Raw genomic sequence first — 14,994 nt, 5'->3', positions numbered from 1 at the left:
AGGCCGCATCCTCGTTAAACGCCCCGACTGGTTCGGGGCGTTTTTTTTGCTCAAAAAAGACGTGGGGCGGCGCTCTGCTTGAAGGCGAATCCCTAAGTAAATAAGGGTTATTCTCAGTTTTTTAAGATATTTCTCTCGAACAATCAGTGGTTGTCGTTATGGATTTCAGATACATCCCGACATTCAGTTCGTAGTCTTTTTGTATGTATTTGTAGCAATAATCTTCAACAGGCGGCCTTTTACCGCTAGTCTGCGGACATCTGCAATGCCGACAACAGCACTTCAATAAGAGTTGGCTATGACTGACCTGTCCCGCATTCAAGGGCCTGCCGACGCGATGATTCCCGCGCTGGAGGGGCGCTTTTATCGACCACCCTTGCCCGACGGCCATATTCTGCGGCCGCGTTTGTGCGAGCGACTGAGTGCGGGCCTGAATGGGCGATTGCTGTTGGTCAGCGCCCCGGCGGGTTTCGGTAAAAGCTCGCTGGCGGTGGAGTTCTGTCAGAGCCTGCCACCGCATTGGCAAAGCTTGTGGCTGGGGCTGAGCCGGCGCGACAATGACCCGGGGCGGTTCCTCGAGCGTCTGCTCGAAGGCTTGCAGCTGTACTTTCCGCAGTTGGGCAGCCAGTCCCTGGGCCAGCTGAAAATGCGCCAGCGTCATCAACCCTTCGCCTTTGAAGAATGGCTCGACGGCTTGCTCGATGAATTGGCCGCTCACCTTTCCCTCGGCGCGCCGCTGTTGTTGGTCCTCGACGATTACCACCTTGCCCAGGGCCCGGTGCTGGATCGTTGCCTGCAGTTTTTCCTCAATCACCTGCCCGATGGTCTGTTGGTGCTGGTCACCAGTCGCCAGCGCCCGGACTGGCACCTGGCGCGTTTGCGCCTGTCACGACAACTGCTCGAGTTGCATGAGCAAGACCTGCGCCTGACCCATGATGAATCCCTGGCGCTGCTGGATCGCCACAGCAGCTCGCTGCGTGGTGAGGCGCTGGAGCGCCTGATCCAGCGCAGTGAGGGCTGGGTCGCCGGGTTGCGTTTCTGGCTGTTGGCAGCGTCCGAAGCGGGCAGCGACAGTACCCTGCCCAAGGGGCTGCACGGTGGGGAAGGGCTGATTCGCGACTATTTGCTGGAAGAAGTCATCGACTGCCTACCCGCCGAGGTCCAGGCGTTTCTGTATGACACCGCGCCCCAGGAGCGTTTCTGCAGCGAGTTGTGCGATGCGCTGCGTGAGTCCCATGACAGCGCGGAGATCCTGCGTTACCTGCAGGCGCATCAGGTATTCCTGGTGCCGCTGGATGAACACGGCCACTGGTATCGCTACCACCATTTGTTTTCCGACTTACTGCGCAGCCGCCCCAGGACCAACGCGGTGCTGCCGGCCGCCAGCCTGCACTTGCGCGCCTGCCGCTGGTTCAACGCCCAGGGCCTGCTGGATGAAGCGGTGGAGCAGGCCTTGCGCGCCGGACACCTGGATGTGGCGGCGAACCTGGTGCAGAACCTTTCCGAAGAACAGCTGCTGGCCGAGCAGAACGTCGGCATGTTGCTGCGGTGGAAGATGGACTTGCCGGACAGCCTGCTGGTCAGTACGCCGCGCCTGATCGTGCTCTACAGCTGGGCGCTGGGCCTGGCGTGCCAGTTGGATGCCGCGCAGGAGCTGGCGGAGAACTTGAGCCGCTTTCTGCCGGCGCCGTCTGCCACTGCCCAGAAGTCGATGCTGGCACAGTGGTTGGCGCTGAGCGGAATCATCGCCCGTGGCCGTGGTGATCGCGAATTGACCCTGGCCTATTGCACCGAAGCTCTGGAAAGCCTGCCGCACAAACGCTACGGGCAACGCTTGATGTGCCTGTCGACCCTGTCCAACCTGGCGATTGCCGATGCGGACTTGTGGCGGGCCCGGGGGCTCAACCGCGAGTCCCTGGAGCTGGCACAGCGGGTCGGTAACCCGCTGTTCGAGGCCTTGGCCCATTACGACCGGGCGCGGGTACTGCAGGCGCGGGGAGAGGTGCTGCGCGCGCTGGATGAGGTGCGCCAGGGGCAGCAGCGGCTGCTCGGGCTGTCGGCACGACGGCTGTACGCGGTGCGTGCCCGCCTGACGCTGTATGAAGGGTATTTGCTGACTCTGCGCGGTGAGCACCAGACGGGCATGGCGCGTTTGCGTGGCGGTCTGATTGAAGCGCGGGCCTGTCGTGATATCAGCGTACTGATCGGCCACTGCGTGATCGCTAATCAGGAAGGGCATAACGGCCGGTTCGCCGAGGCTTTTGCGGAACTGGCCGAGGCCGAACGCTTGATGCACATCTGGGATGTGCCGCCCATCTATTACCTGGCGATGATCACGCTGGTGAAGTGCGAACTCTGGTTGGCCCAGGGCCGTACCGACCTGGCCCAGGCCTGGCTGGCACGCCTGGGGCAGACCTATACCGGCGAGCAGGCCGCTGCACCGCCGGAGTTTCATCCCCAGCTGCCGCTGCATATCGAGTTGCAGCAGGCGTTGCTGGACACCATCCAGGGCCAGCCGGCGCAGGCCGAAAAGCGTCTGGATGCCCTGATCGAACATGGGCGGCACACCGGCCGGCAATTATTGAACGTGATGGCGTTGAACCAGAAGATCGGCCTGTTACTTAGTCTGGGTCGTGAGCCTGAAGCCCGCCAGGCTTTTGCCCAGGCCCTGGAGTCGGCCGTGGGCGGAGCGTTGCAACCCTTTGAATGGCTGGTTCGCGAGCATCCGCAATGGATGCGCGAACAGCTGGTGCATGGGGGGCAGTCGCCGTTGCAGCAAGCCCTGCTTGAACGGTTACCGGCGCCAGTCAGTCGCGAGCCGGTCGAGCCTGTGACCCATCACACCGAGACCTTGAGCTCTCGAGAACTGGCGGTCCTGCAATTGATTGCCCAGGGCTGCTCGAACCAGGAAATCAGCGATCGGCTGTTTATCTCCCTGCACACGGTAAAAACCCACGCCAGTCATATCAACAGCAAACTCGGGGTAGAGCGCCGAACTCAGGCAGTGGCCAGGGCCCAGGAAATCGGCCTGCTCGGATAAAGCCTTGATTGCTGCCCCTGCTACGCCCTCTCGTTACCTGAAGCGGCAACCGAAACGGCAATCGACCTCTCGCCAGCGCTGGGGGAGCCTGATTGCCGGCGCCCTGAAAGTGCGCGGTGTCAGTCAGAAATTCAATCGCAAGAAACGTAGTTCTTGCGATTGAACCGGCAATTAAAGTGGCTGCGTACCGTTACAAAGGCGAAGATCGGCCCCCACCGATCTGCCCGAATGGATCAAGGAGGCACCCATGTCGTATGTCTACACCAGAATGAGCTCGCCCGTCGGCCAGTTGACCCTCATCGCCCGGGCCTCAAAGCTCTGCGCCATCCTGTGGGAGAACGAAAAACTCAACCGCGTGCGCCTGGGTCCGTTGCAGGAAATCCGCGACGAACCGGTGTTATTGGAAACGGAGCGTCAACTCAACGAATACTTCGCGGGCAACCGTGAGCAGTTCGAACTGGACCTGGACTTTGCCGGCACCCCCTTCCAATGCAAGGTCTGGCAAGCCCTGCTGACCATCCCTTTCGGTGAAACCCGCAGTTACAGCCAAATCGCCACCCAAGTCGGCAGCCCCAAGGCGGTTCGCGCTGTAGGCGCCGCCAATGGCAGGAACCCGATCTCGATCGTCGCCCCTTGCCACCGAGTGATAGGCGCCTCTGGCAGCCTGACCGGCTTTGCTGGAGGGCTCGAGGCCAAGCAGCTCCTGTTGACGCTGGAGGGGAGGGGGACGTTGCAGTTGGATTTTTGACTGCGAGGGAACCGCCGTCACGTCTAGTACGCCACCGAGGTGCCCAGGCTCGCGCTTTAGAGTGATGGGCGCGAGCTGTGCCAAAATATGCCATCACTGTTTGCCTGGAACTGCTCATGACTCCCGCTCAAACCACTCTAATCCGCGAAACCTTTCCCGTCGGCCCGTTGCAGTGCAACTGCAATTAGGAAATGCGTCTAGGATACTGATTTTATTGGTTGTAAATCGAAATCCTATTTAAAAACAAACAGTTAGATGATCGCATTGTATTGCAATACGCGGCGCTTAATTGCAGTGCTAAGCAACTTCAGTGTGCCAGATTTGTGCCGAGGCCTTGAGTGAGCAATGGGGGGGCCTGGGAGTAAGGTTTTCAGACCGGGTGCTCGAAGCACTTCAGTCTGCGGTCATGTGAGTTTATAGGTGAAAATCACCACACTGATGTTCTGACCGGTAAGAAATAAGCCCAATATTTACCGTGAGTCACAGGACGCTCTGCATAAACCTGAAGGCATTCGCAAACCAATGCAGCATTGAGCACGACCGTGCTGAATGCTCATATGAGTGCCAAACTATGCAAGCCTTACTCACTGTCGACCAGCTCTCTGCTTTTTTACAAAAGTCTGTCTCAAGCATCAGGAGCGACGTCACACGAAATCCTCGAGCGCTTCCTCCAATTTGCCGTCTCCCAGGTACTAAACGCTTACTATGGCGCGTTCAAGATGTAGAGGCATGGCTCGCCGAGCACGTAGTCGATAGCGGGCTCACTAAGCCTGTTGCAGGTAGTGAGTATGCGCGACCTGGGCGTCCAACCAAGGCCGCTCAAGTCGCTAGGCAGCGTAGCTACGCCAAGTGAGCTCTCAGGGTTCTCTTTCTGAGCGGATGGAGCAGATACGAAAATCCGCCCCGCACCGGCCTGCTGTACTGCGGCTACCTTCAAAACTATTTCTACCGGGTCTCAGTGAATTCACCCGCGCAATGCCCAATCACATTGCACGATCCAGTCTATTCGCACCTGTGGCTCGCGGAACTAAGAAAATACATAAGGACATTGTGCTGGCTAGCCGAAAGGATGCGGTTCTCACTTTTAGTGGCGAGCAATTAGACGAAACTCAGGCTGATGTTTGGATGCAGTTGATGCACGAAGCGATTAAGTTTCCGTTGGGCGAAACTGTACCCATCAACCGCGCTCGTTTGCTGCGAGCGATTGGCAGGAACACTGGCAAATATGAGTATCAGTGGTTGCACCGAACGATGAAGGCATTGGCCTTTGCGATGCTGGTCGTCGAGGTTACGAAGGGTGGTATGCCAAAATTCGAGGTCGGTGAGTCAGAATCACTGCACCTGATTGATAAGTTCATGTATGACCCAGAGCGAGAGTGCTACGTCATCCGTATAGATCCAAGGTGGCACCTTCTTTATCGCAATCGGGAGTACGCCTTAATCGATTGGGAGAAGCGAATGCGTATACGAAAAGGTCAGGATATGGCCAAGGCATTGCAGCGTCTGATAGCAACCTCCAATGAGTCTATTCAGCGCTTCCAGCTCATTTGGTTGAAGGATCATTTCCAGTATTCCAGTCCAATGCGCAAATTCAGGCATTCACTTGAGGCTGCCTTGCAGGAACTGATGCGCGTAGAGGTCATCGCAGCTGGAAGGATTGAGCTGAATACGAAAGGCATCGAACAAGCGACATGGACACGCCTCTGACCTCGACGACCTATCGGGGTTGCGTTCCGTCTACGTCGGGGTTGCATTCCGGGCTGTCGGGGTTGCGTTCCGTTCTATCGGGGTAGCATTCCACCCTCGTGACTGAAGACCTTGAATTGCGCGGGCTCCAGAGGTGCAAAACAACCTCTACCTTTCTTCTACCTTATTTCTACCAAGGGAATGCTGTGGATAACGTTTCAATGATGGGTGGCTGGTCGATGTTGGGATTGATGCATTGGTGAAGATTGCGGTAGCAGATGGGCTGTACTGACATGCGCATTTTGGATGCAGCCGAATCGGCTAATTGATTCGCAAAACCTCCATCCTTTCTGTGATGGAACAATGTGAAAATGGATCGAGGGCATAGCTGGTGACATTACTGGTGCCAACACTTGCTCGATAGCATGGCTCGTTATTTAATCGAGAGATTTCGGTATTGATAATTTCGTCGTGGATAAAGTTGTATATGCCAAGAGCTTTTAGCTCATTTGTTACCTTTGGAGTGTCCAGGCACATTTTTACGCACCGATATGGCCCTATTTCATCCGTTCGATGGATTTCATTTATTATTTTATGAATTCGATATAATGCGACAGACTCTGTAAATAAGCGAAAGTCTACCTCACCATAAATGTTAAATTTAAGTATTAAGTCGCATTCAAAGTTATATGTTGTCTCGCTGAATTTAAGAGCGTTCCCCATGAAGCAGGTGCTTTCAGTTTTGTCCTGATTTTTATATTCGTATCCTGAGAAATTACATATGTGCCACAACGCTCTAACATCTTCCGTCCACATTGCATCCCAGAGTCTTTCAGGCCCTTCATAGAAAAGAGTTGAAGCGTCGGGGAAAATTTCTTTCAGAAGCCGAAGCATGCGGACGGGGACTTGACTTACATTACCTCGAAAGTATTTGTACCATTTGTTAGAGTCTTTCATGTCGGACCAGCCAAGTGGTTCTGATACGTGATTTATCCAGTCGCTAAACTGGCTGGGATTATGTGCGCCGACCCTCAACCGGAGAGCGTTCATAAACGCAACTGTTTGTATTTGTAGACGGTGAAGTTCTTTGGTTGTGCGTGGTCTTGCCATCTAAATCCTCACTATGCTTTTCGTTTTTTACACAAAGAAATTTTATGTCGAGATCCGTTTCTGAAGGCAGTACTTACATTAAATCGTCGCGGTTATTGCCACTGTTGGGGTCATGGAAGAAAATCGCCCGGTTTTTGGACGCGCTCCCGGCTCTTGCAGGGGGGCGCTCAGGGTTAGTGTTGGGGCTGGCGCTGGCGCTGGGGCTCAAGGGTGGAGGGAGCGGCTCTGAGCTCGTTTCTTCCAGCGCAGGCTGGGTTTTAGGTTGTTCAGTGCTTCTGTTTCGCGTTGGCGGTGTACGAACGTACTTTCCAATGTAGCGAGCAAACTGGCTGTAGCTCAAATCAGTGGATATACCGTGATCTTCGTAAATGAGGGTTATAGACCACCCAGCTTCAATTAGCCTTCTGAATTCATCGAGTTTTGCTAGAAAGGCCACGCGTCCAACCCCTCGCCTTATCGTCTGTTGTATGTCTGTCATTGCTTATTTCCTAGTGATTTTGACCAAATTTGGAGCTTACGTATGGTTGCGTCAGCCTCTGTATAAACTTACATAATTTTGGTGCTTATGAAAGATTAACAATGCATAAAAACGCGTAATTATGCGTAAGAGCACGCAAGAGTGCGTAAATTCGCGATTTTCCGAGCAGTCGACTCTTATCGCGTAGTGGCGCATCTTTACGCATGGAAAGAGACGGCAAGATGTGTGTTGTGGGCCTACGCTGCTTCGCAGCTAGGGTCCCCATCACTTCATTTATTCGCCTTCGGCTCAACATTTCTTTGATCTGCGGGGCTCACAGTCGCTGCCGCGACCAGATCAAAAAATCGATCCAAATACGGACAGACTAATCGACTAATGGGAGTAACCTGGATGGAATACGACGCACAAAAAGCAGATGGGCCTAGGCCTCGCAGGGAAGTCCCCCCGGTCAAGGTTTGGGTGACGGACGCTGATAAATCTGAAGTAGGCAAGAGGGCAGAGCAGGCGGGTTTGTCTATGTCCGCGTACCTATTAGCAGCGGGGTTAAATCATAAAACTCGATCGGTGCTGGACCTCAAAGCTGTGACGGAACTTGCGAGAGTGAATGGCGACCTTGGACGGGTCGCAGGCTTATTGAAATTGTGGCTGGCCGAGAGGCGCGGTGACGGAGCGCGAGCGGTGGATGTTGAGGCTATGATGGTGGAGTTTCGTGTGCTTCAAGGAGAGGTTAGGTCGATTATGAGTAAAGTTGTTTACGACCGCAGCTAACCCTGCGCTGTTTCAGGTTTGTTAGATGGTTTGTGGGGTTGGATGCTTCCCTGGAGGGGTTTATGCGCGACAAATCTCACGACGAAATCATGGGTAGGCATTACCGTAAACGACCAGTAGAGGCAGCTGCAATGCTCCAGGCTCTACTATTTGATGGGGGAAAGCCTGGAGAGTGGCGTATTTTTTTTCGTCATATCCGGCGAGCGTTTTTCGGGCGCTGATTGTGTGGAAATTTGTCGACTCCTGTAGCGTACCGACATGGATAACACGCGAGAACAATGATGGCTGAGACGCTAGGCGCCATTTGTCAAAGATAAAGGTGCAATTGTTGGCCTAAGCGGTCTACAAGGACATATGAAGGGGATCGAATCCTTATCCTGGCTTAGCAAAGGGACATCCATAGGCAGAATTCGACGCAATGCAACTTCTGCCAATTGACAACAATCTGGCAGATCGAAAAATAAAACCTTTTGTGATCGGACGAAAAGCTTGGTTGTTCAGTGACACGGCCAAAGGCGCGACTGCCAGTGCCAGGATCTACAGCTTGTTCGAAACCTCTAAGGTCAACAGCCAAGGGCCCTATACGTGGCTGTGCCACGTACTGGAACACCTGCTTCATGCATCATCGGTCGAGGGCTACGGTGCCTTGTTTATGTGGAACTGCTCGCCAGAAATGCCACCGTAAACAAGACGCATATCTGGCGGTAGATGTAATTCATGGATCGCATACATTGCGCTAATTATAAAAAACGTTTCAGTAAGGCTTGCTACAGCTGAAATAGCTCTGAGGCCATGACATTCCAACTTTCTGGTAGCAGTCTTTAACCAAATGAGAGTCGTGGAGGTTCCTTTATTAATCAGGTACACACGGGATCATTCTTCGGATATTCTATAGATCAATTTGGTTAATTTCAGGGAGTACGAACCGTTTCTATTTCTAAAGTGAAATCTAGATTCTGAAAAGATTTGCTCAGTAGCACCCCCTTATTAGTGGAAGGGGGCGCTTCTACCCTTTCGCGGCCAAGTAAGTCGTCCGCACGCTGGAATACCAGCTTTTCATCGGGAGCGACTAGTTTATGCGAAAGCAGAGTCATATTTGCAGGGGCATGCAAGGTTATTCTTTGCGGCTTTCCTTTTTTTCTGTCTGGCGGAGTGTACCGTATAGCCAGCGCATAAGGAGGTAAATCTCCTAGGTCGTATGTCGACAAAGCGATCCAGTGCATAGGGTAGCTGTATAGTTTTTTGCGCCTATCATTGCCCATTGCTACGAATGTGAGGCAATGGTCACCAGGCACCCGTTCATATACTCGAACAGCTCCATTAGGTAATGTAGTGCCAACATCTGCTCGCGTTATTGATCCTGAACTCCACTGAATTAGATCATAGTGGGTCTTGCTGTCATCCTCTATGCCAAATAAAGGTGGATCGTTGCGTGATAGCCAGTGAGCCATAGCCCAGGCTTCCTGCATCCGGATATCTGACATCGTCATGCCATAGATACGGCAAAGACGGCAGTAATCGACGAGCGTACGAGGTTTTATTACAAACAAAATCCACATAAGAGCGGACTCAGCTGTCAAATAAGTTTGACCACCTAGTTTGTGCGAAGTCCTACGGATTACATTGCATCGTCGGCAGAGCAGTGTCATATTTTCAATATAATCGGCATCTAGCTGATCTTCAAATTGTGCTTTACCTTTTATATGGTCAGCCTGTAACTCGAGGCGACTACCGCAGTCTCCACACTGCCCGGTCTGGGAATAAGCCCATTCCATAACGATGCGCATTGTGTTGCCTTTGCCATAACGTCGCTTGAAACCTTCCGAAGATGCAAGGCTCGTGCCTGTCTGAGAAGGATTCAAATGCCCCAAAATTAACGCGGCGAATTCTTGCCAAGTTCCTATTCCGTAGCCAACTAAAGTGCGTATCAGTTCAAACCATTGCTTTTCTGACCAGACTTCATCATGAAGTCCAAAGCCAGACTTAGGAACGAGATCCTTAACTGAGTCTTGAGGCGTTGCTTCGTCAGAGAAGTGGGTGTCGCTTGGAATGTTGCTAGACATCAGCTACTACCTCTTTTTTCTGCATGTCTAGTGCGACGTGTGCTGGTTCGATTTTGAGGGAGTTGCAGTGGAGGAAGAACTCAACAATATCGAGCCGACGTTCGCCTTTTTCGGTCTTGCAGAAAAATAATGGGGCAACGTCGATTGGTTTAGTTGATGTTGGCTTTATTAAAGCTTTGATTTTATTCGGCTCAATAAAAAATAACCAAGCTAGTTTGTTATTTTTGCCATCAATAATCTTCATTTGTCTGCTCGCGCCTTGTTTGAAAAAGAATACTAGGCGCGACAAAATATGCCAAAATCGCATATTTTGACTGAGTGAGTGTCCCTTAAGGTGTACAAGTTTTGTGCTGAGGCTGTTTGCTCGTTGAATTATAATGGGCGGGCAGCTTTTTGCAGTGTAGCTCTCTACAAGTGTAACTTTATATGCAACTAATTAATGCCTGTGTTACTCCAGGCGTGATAAATGAAAATACTAAATTAAAGATGTAGCAAGCCAGAGCTACTACGTGTTTAAGAAGCCAAGTAAAGATTAAAGTGGTCCGTTAGCGGTAGATTGGTAATGGTCTAATGCCTGGTTTCGTGCCTCGCATGACGAGTGTTTTATCAATATCCTCTAGCCGACCCGGGTGTTAGGCCGTGAGACCAGGCCTGCCTTGCCCGCTAAGCCAATTATGGCATTGGCTAAGGAGCTCCTATCCAGCGTCGGTTGATGAGGTGCTGATGACCCTACGCAAGACTTGCCGATTCGTTGAGTCGACCTGAATCGGGTCTAGTGATGGTGAACCATCTTTTTGAGATTTTGCAGCGCTCATCGCTCAGCGCTACGCAGCCTAGCCGCCAGTTCCTAGCGCAGCCCTGCGAAATCCGACCAAGAGGGAGAGTAGTGATGCAAAAATAGTCGATTTTGGCATATTCAAGAGTACTCCTTACCCTGCACGCATGATACCAAGCCCCCTCAATCGCGATGATTATGCAATTCTGATCGCTCTCCTGCGAGCTGTACGTAAGGAAGCTCAGTTTACTCAAGCACAGCTGGCTGCAGCGCTTGGCGTCGAGCAATCGATGATCAGCAAAATTGAGCGTAGAGAACGACGTTTAGATGTATCGGAACTTCGTAGGGTATGCCTGGTACTGGGTGTTCCTCTCATGGATTTCATCTCCCGTTATGAGAGAGCTCTCGACAAGGACATCTAAAATGAGCAAACCTCTTAATGCGCGGTATCGAAAACCATTTCCTTTCGCAGCACCCCGAGAAAGATTCAGAATGGAGTGAGGAACAGTGGAAAGCGCTTCTGGATCTATTGATCAAACAAGGTATATTTAACTGGCGTGAAGTCACATCGCTGGCACTTGGTCACTTAAATCCCTCTCAAGTTGGCACATCCATAGCATCAAATAAGAATTTCCAGGCTCATTTCCCGCCACGTCAAACTTGGCTTAATGTAAAAAAATGGTACTTCAATCAAAGTGGGTGCTGTGCGGACTGCAGTACGAGATTGGAGCTTCAAGCTGACCATCTGATACCAAAAGAAATAGTTGGTGCAGTTACTTTTAAAGTACAAGAGCTCGTTAACTCTGGCCGAATTAACACCGCCGATGCCGTTGCTCAAGAGAGTGGCGCAATGCTGCGAACGGAACTTCAAGGCTATACGGAGTTCCTGCGCGATAGGCTCAAAACTGGTCGAGGATTGCCAGAATTCTCTGAGTCGCTTCAAAGTCAAATCGCAATGGGAATATATCGCTGTGTTGTCAACAACATAACTGATCGAAAAATTATCGAAGGCGTGGCGGATCAACTATCTAACATGGTTTTGAGATGTCGTCGCTGCAACGTAGTTAGGCGTCCTTCGCACAAAAATGGTGGATTGGCTTTCCTAACCACAGAGGCTGCTTTGATGTGGATCTTGTTTGTTAAGCGCCCGCAAAGGTATAGCGACTTTGAAAAACTTTGCCGAGCTTACGGCATGACTATGGCCAACATACGCTTCCAGGAAGCATGGGCAATGGCAAAATGGCTAAATCAACAAGGCTCCTACGAAATTAGCGAGGACTGCCAATACTATTAGAAAATACCACCCGCCATATAACATATGGCGGGTGTTTTAAAAGGCAAGACCTAATTGCGGCTCGATTACAGAGCTTTTATTGTCAAACAGCCTCCTGGCCAAAACGCAATAACTTTCTTCTCGCTCTATGCATGTAACTTCCATCCCCTTTGGAGCAAGTGACCTGGCAGTAGTTCCGCTGCCGCCGAACGGATCTAAAACTTTAGCCCCTTCAGGCAGGAGGCGGGATAACAAATTAGGCAAATCATCGGGAAAAGGAGCTGTATGGCCATGGACGTTTTCTCCACCAACCATTTTTATAACAGGACCAACACTAAGCAGGCTTTCAAGGCTTTCCAGTCCGAAAGAGCTATTACTACTAAGGCTATTTTTCTTTTGAAATACTAGAATGTGTTCCCAGCAGTTAAAAGGAGCCTGATAATAGGGTGAAAAATTACCTGAGTTAAATCCTCTTTTTCCCTCAATTTCTCCCTTGTCCCATGTGATGCTTCCCAGTAGAACAAAACCTGCCCGACGAAAAGCATCCACAGTATAGGAGCTCAGTGGCACCCTCTTGTTGCCCATTGCAGAATATGCCAGAGTGTTTTCATTGTCGAAGTAGTCAAAAATATTATACAGGTATAGAGCGCCATCCTTTAAAACCCGGCGAACCTGCAGCGCAATATTGTACATGTCATACATGTGACAATATATGTTTGGCCATTGGGCATACTCTCGCGCATTATAGTAAGGAGGTGAAGTAATAGCCGCATCAAAGTAATCATCTTCAATTATCGATAGCGCACTTCTAGCGTCACCATGAATTAGTCGGAAGCCATTTGCGCTATATTTATGAACGTCAACCGTAGCCAGCGGAGTTTCATCTGATAGGATATATTTATCAAACCAACTCGATCCCCAGAATTTTTCAACCTTAACCAAGGCTTCTGGCGCAACTGCTTCTGTTGTTGGATTTAAAACAATTTCACGCCCGCAGCCCGGATAATTACCCTCACGTCCCCAGATCCAGACTGTATCGCCATGCAGCGAATAACATCTAACCACCATTTCAAATGCGTCATAAACACTTCGCCCTATTTGTACATCCCTGGACCAGCTTCTCACAAATGAAACAGGTATCTCATTACTCTCGTCATCAATCGCCTCTTGCATCAATAGCGATTTGAATGAGTAACGCTTTCCTCTGTTATATTTGCTTTTGTCCGGACATAGCAAATTCCGGCACTCCCAGCTCTTGACGCCTAGGGATGGATACGAATTGCCGCCTACATTATGACTTCGACAAGCTGGGCAAGGAACTAGCGTCTCGTCACGCATATTTTTTTGGAATATAAGCAAAAGCGATTCTGATCCGAACTTTGAATCTTGCTTATTTACGCAAACAAATGTATCTCGATAAGTAAAGCCTTCATTCGCTCCTTGGAAATCTACGCACTTTTCTTTGAGCGCAGGTATATAGCTTTCCGTATCTTTTTTTATTTTGTCGGGTCTAAAATAACCTTTATCCAACTGATAGGAGTTAAATTTTTCGGCAAACAGAATTAGATCTGATGCCAATTCCCAAGTGACATTCCTGTCTTCTAAAACCAAAGGGTCCAGCCATACGGTGAGACAGCCATGATTATTTAGGCCTTTGTAACTACCTGCCACTTGAGCCAGGAGCTTGTTTCTAGCCTCCGCGTATCCCCCCTCGTTAGATTTTATGAGGCTGCTAGCCTCAATAAAATCTAACGTTCGGGTTCTACTATATAATTCAGGATGTGTGTTTCTGAGCTGTACCCAAAAAGAATCATCATATTTGTTGTTATCAAATTCGCTGTCGAAATGGCTGTGCATTACTCGCTCCTCAGCATATGAATATGCCAAAGCTGCCAGTGCTGCCAGCGCAATGCTGTCCTTAACTTCTTGCGCATCTCGCTCATTTCTCAGCTTAGACGGCTCTAAAAATTCGGACTGCAAAGCGGAGATTGTCACTTTTTCAGAAGCGGGATTGAACTGGGCGATCAATTCCTTCTGCACGTTGTTAGGAATTTCACGCTCAGCTAACACACTCCGAAATTTTTCCAGCGAAGATGAGTCGAATGCAAGCTGAATTTCATTTTTCTGATGGAAATTAAAAGTGTAATTTTTCTTAGCCGCATGAGCATAAATAAGCCCAATCGCGGACTGATTTACTCGAAACTTCCAATTAATCCGTGCAAGCAGGCGCTTACGACGCTCCTCCGGAGGCAATATTTCCTGGCTAGAAAGGAAGATCCCAAGCTTCAAAAGTGCTTCTTCATACTCTGCAGGAAGCTTGGCCAGAATACCTGTAATCCGGTAAAGTTCTTCAACTAATTCTAGAGCAAAACTGTTTGTCATTGAAAACAACCCTGAAAATACAAAGTAACGCAATCGAGCATTATAGCCAATGCGCAGGAATTTTAATATCGAAATTTTTTTCAAGCACTCTCAGGGTTGATATTATTTCTCTGTGCTTTGAACTTTCCTTCAGTCCCCATGAGACTCGGCTATTCAGCAAGACTTGTAACTCTGGAAGTCTATACATACCCAGCTCATAAAAATTTCTCCATGTGGGCTCTCCAAATAAATTATATATTGTTTCTCCTGCGTCACGCTCGCTAGCGACGCGCACGTTGCCCGTCATCTTTTTTGCTGCCTCTTCAGCCTCTTCTCCGTCGTCGTAAGTATTCAGGATTTTCATAGTCGGCCTTAATATGGTTGGCGTGTGGTATTATAATGTTGCAGTTATCTATGGTTCGTATTAGTGTTGTCGCTGATTGCTACTAGTGATTGGCTGTCTAAAAGTTATATTGTTTATGTGGTGCATTGCGAATGACCGCGCCTTGGCGACATCGGCTGACCGGAAAAGTCGGCTCTCAAAGTGATCTAGCCGAATCCCGAAAGGCGCGTGCAGTGGCAGTAAAGTTTCAAGTTGGAATAGATTTCGTGACACTGTGTTCTCTCCAGCTAGTACGACACTTCCTGCTGCGCTACACTATTCTCAAATATGGTCGATTTGGTGAATTAGA

The 14,994-nt window shown here is 50.3% G+C and carries 10 protein-coding genes and 1 pseudogene; 7 read left to right on the top strand and 4 right to left on the bottom strand.

Annotated elements, in window-relative coordinates:
• Positions 1–298 precede the first annotated feature (298 nt).
• From ACOZJV_RS24945 to ACOZJV_RS24925, 5 genes and pseudogenes are all read left to right on the top strand, one after another.
• Positions 299–3,040, top strand: coding sequence for a LuxR C-terminal-related transcriptional regulator (locus tag ACOZJV_RS24945; RefSeq protein WP_421548733.1), 2,742 nt, complete (start codon positions 299–301; stop codon positions 3,038–3,040).
• 247 nt (positions 3,041–3,287) lie between these two features.
• Entirely contained in the window at positions 3,288–3,788 is a 501-nt protein-coding gene (locus tag ACOZJV_RS24940; RefSeq protein ID WP_078472411.1) for a methylated-DNA--[protein]-cysteine S-methyltransferase, read from the top strand.
• Positions 3,789–4,667: 879 nt separating this feature from the next.
• On the top strand, positions 4,668–5,495 hold the full coding sequence (gene trfA, locus ACOZJV_RS24935) for a plasmid replication initiator TrfA (RefSeq protein ID WP_421548732.1): 828 nt from the start codon (positions 4,668–4,670) through the stop codon (positions 5,493–5,495).
• A gap of 1,957 nt (positions 5,496–7,452) precedes the next feature.
• Entirely contained in the window at positions 7,453–7,830 is a 378-nt protein-coding gene (locus ACOZJV_RS24930; RefSeq protein WP_421548731.1) for a plasmid mobilization protein, read from the top strand.
• A 427-nt stretch (positions 7,831–8,257) separates the two neighbouring features.
• Positions 8,258–8,515, top strand: a pseudogene (locus ACOZJV_RS24925) (IS66 family transposase); the annotation flags it as partial.
• Positions 8,516–8,741: 226 nt separating this feature from the next.
• On the opposite strand, the gene ACOZJV_RS24920 reads toward ACOZJV_RS24925, so the two are convergent.
• Both ACOZJV_RS24920 and ACOZJV_RS24915 read right to left on the bottom strand, forming a co-directional pair.
• A complete protein-coding gene (locus ACOZJV_RS24920; protein ID WP_421548730.1) occupies positions 8,742–9,893 on the bottom strand; it encodes an HNH endonuclease signature motif containing protein in 1,152 nt (383 codons plus the stop codon).
• Complete coding sequence (locus ACOZJV_RS24915) at positions 9,886–10,137, bottom strand: hypothetical protein (protein WP_421548729.1); 252 nt, start codon at positions 10,135–10,137, stop codon at positions 9,886–9,888. The genes ACOZJV_RS24920 and ACOZJV_RS24915 overlap by 8 nt, the downstream gene beginning before the upstream one ends.
• 698 nt (positions 10,138–10,835) lie before the next feature.
• On the opposite strand from ACOZJV_RS24915, the gene ACOZJV_RS24910 reads away from it, so the two are divergent.
• Positions 10,836–11,090: a helix-turn-helix domain-containing protein gene (locus ACOZJV_RS24910; protein WP_421548728.1), complete on the top strand. Its 255-nt coding sequence runs from the start codon at positions 10,836–10,838 to the stop codon at positions 11,088–11,090.
• 17 nt (positions 11,091–11,107) lie between these two features.
• The gene (locus ACOZJV_RS24905) at positions 11,108–11,962 is read left to right on the top strand and encodes a hypothetical protein (RefSeq protein WP_421548727.1); all 855 of its coding nucleotides are present in this window, start codon (positions 11,108–11,110) and stop codon (positions 11,960–11,962) included.
• A 36-nt stretch (positions 11,963–11,998) separates the two neighbouring features.
• On the opposite strand, the gene ACOZJV_RS24900 is transcribed toward ACOZJV_RS24905, so the two are convergent.
• Both ACOZJV_RS24900 and ACOZJV_RS24895 read right to left on the bottom strand, forming a co-directional pair.
• Positions 11,999–14,407, bottom strand: coding sequence for a DNA-methyltransferase (locus tag ACOZJV_RS24900; RefSeq protein ID WP_421548726.1), 2,409 nt, complete (start codon positions 14,405–14,407; stop codon positions 11,999–12,001).
• Positions 14,364–14,666: a hypothetical protein gene (locus ACOZJV_RS24895; RefSeq protein WP_421548725.1), complete on the bottom strand. Its 303-nt coding sequence runs from the start codon at positions 14,664–14,666 to the stop codon at positions 14,364–14,366. Before ACOZJV_RS24895 ends, ACOZJV_RS24900 begins: the two co-directional genes overlap by 44 nt.
• Positions 14,667–14,994 lie beyond the last annotated feature (328 nt).

It is taken from the genome of Pseudomonas sp. QD4 (genome assembly GCF_049199125.1).
GTDB lineage: Bacteria > Pseudomonadota > Gammaproteobacteria > Pseudomonadales > Pseudomonadaceae > Aquipseudomonas.
This window is presented reverse-complemented; position numbering and strand designations above follow the sequence as displayed.

Excerpts from the sequence above, each read along its gene's own strand:
- ACOZJV_RS24940 (WP_078472411.1), top strand. The coding sequence starts at position 3,288 with ATGTCGTATGTCTACACCAGAATGAGCTCGCCCGTCGGCCAGTTGACC.
- ACOZJV_RS24895 (WP_421548725.1), bottom strand. The coding sequence starts at position 14,666 with ATGAAAATCCTGAATACTTACGACGACGGAGAAGAGGCTGAAGAGGCA.
- trfA (WP_421548732.1), top strand. The coding sequence starts at position 4,668 with ATGGAGCAGATACGAAAATCCGCCCCGCACCGGCCTGCTGTACTGCGG.
- ACOZJV_RS24920 (WP_421548730.1), bottom strand. The coding sequence starts at position 9,893 with ATGTCTAGCAACATTCCAAGCGACACCCACTTCTCTGACGAAGCAACG.
- ACOZJV_RS24930 (WP_421548731.1), top strand. The coding sequence starts at position 7,453 with ATGGAATACGACGCACAAAAAGCAGATGGGCCTAGGCCTCGCAGGGAA.
- ACOZJV_RS24915 (WP_421548729.1), bottom strand. The coding sequence starts at position 10,137 with ATGAAGATTATTGATGGCAAAAATAACAAACTAGCTTGGTTATTTTTT.
- ACOZJV_RS24910 (WP_421548728.1), top strand. The coding sequence starts at position 10,836 with ATGATACCAAGCCCCCTCAATCGCGATGATTATGCAATTCTGATCGCT.
- ACOZJV_RS24905 (WP_421548727.1), top strand. The coding sequence starts at position 11,108 with ATGCGCGGTATCGAAAACCATTTCCTTTCGCAGCACCCCGAGAAAGAT.
- ACOZJV_RS24945 (WP_421548733.1), top strand. The coding sequence starts at position 299 with ATGACTGACCTGTCCCGCATTCAAGGGCCTGCCGACGCGATGATTCCC.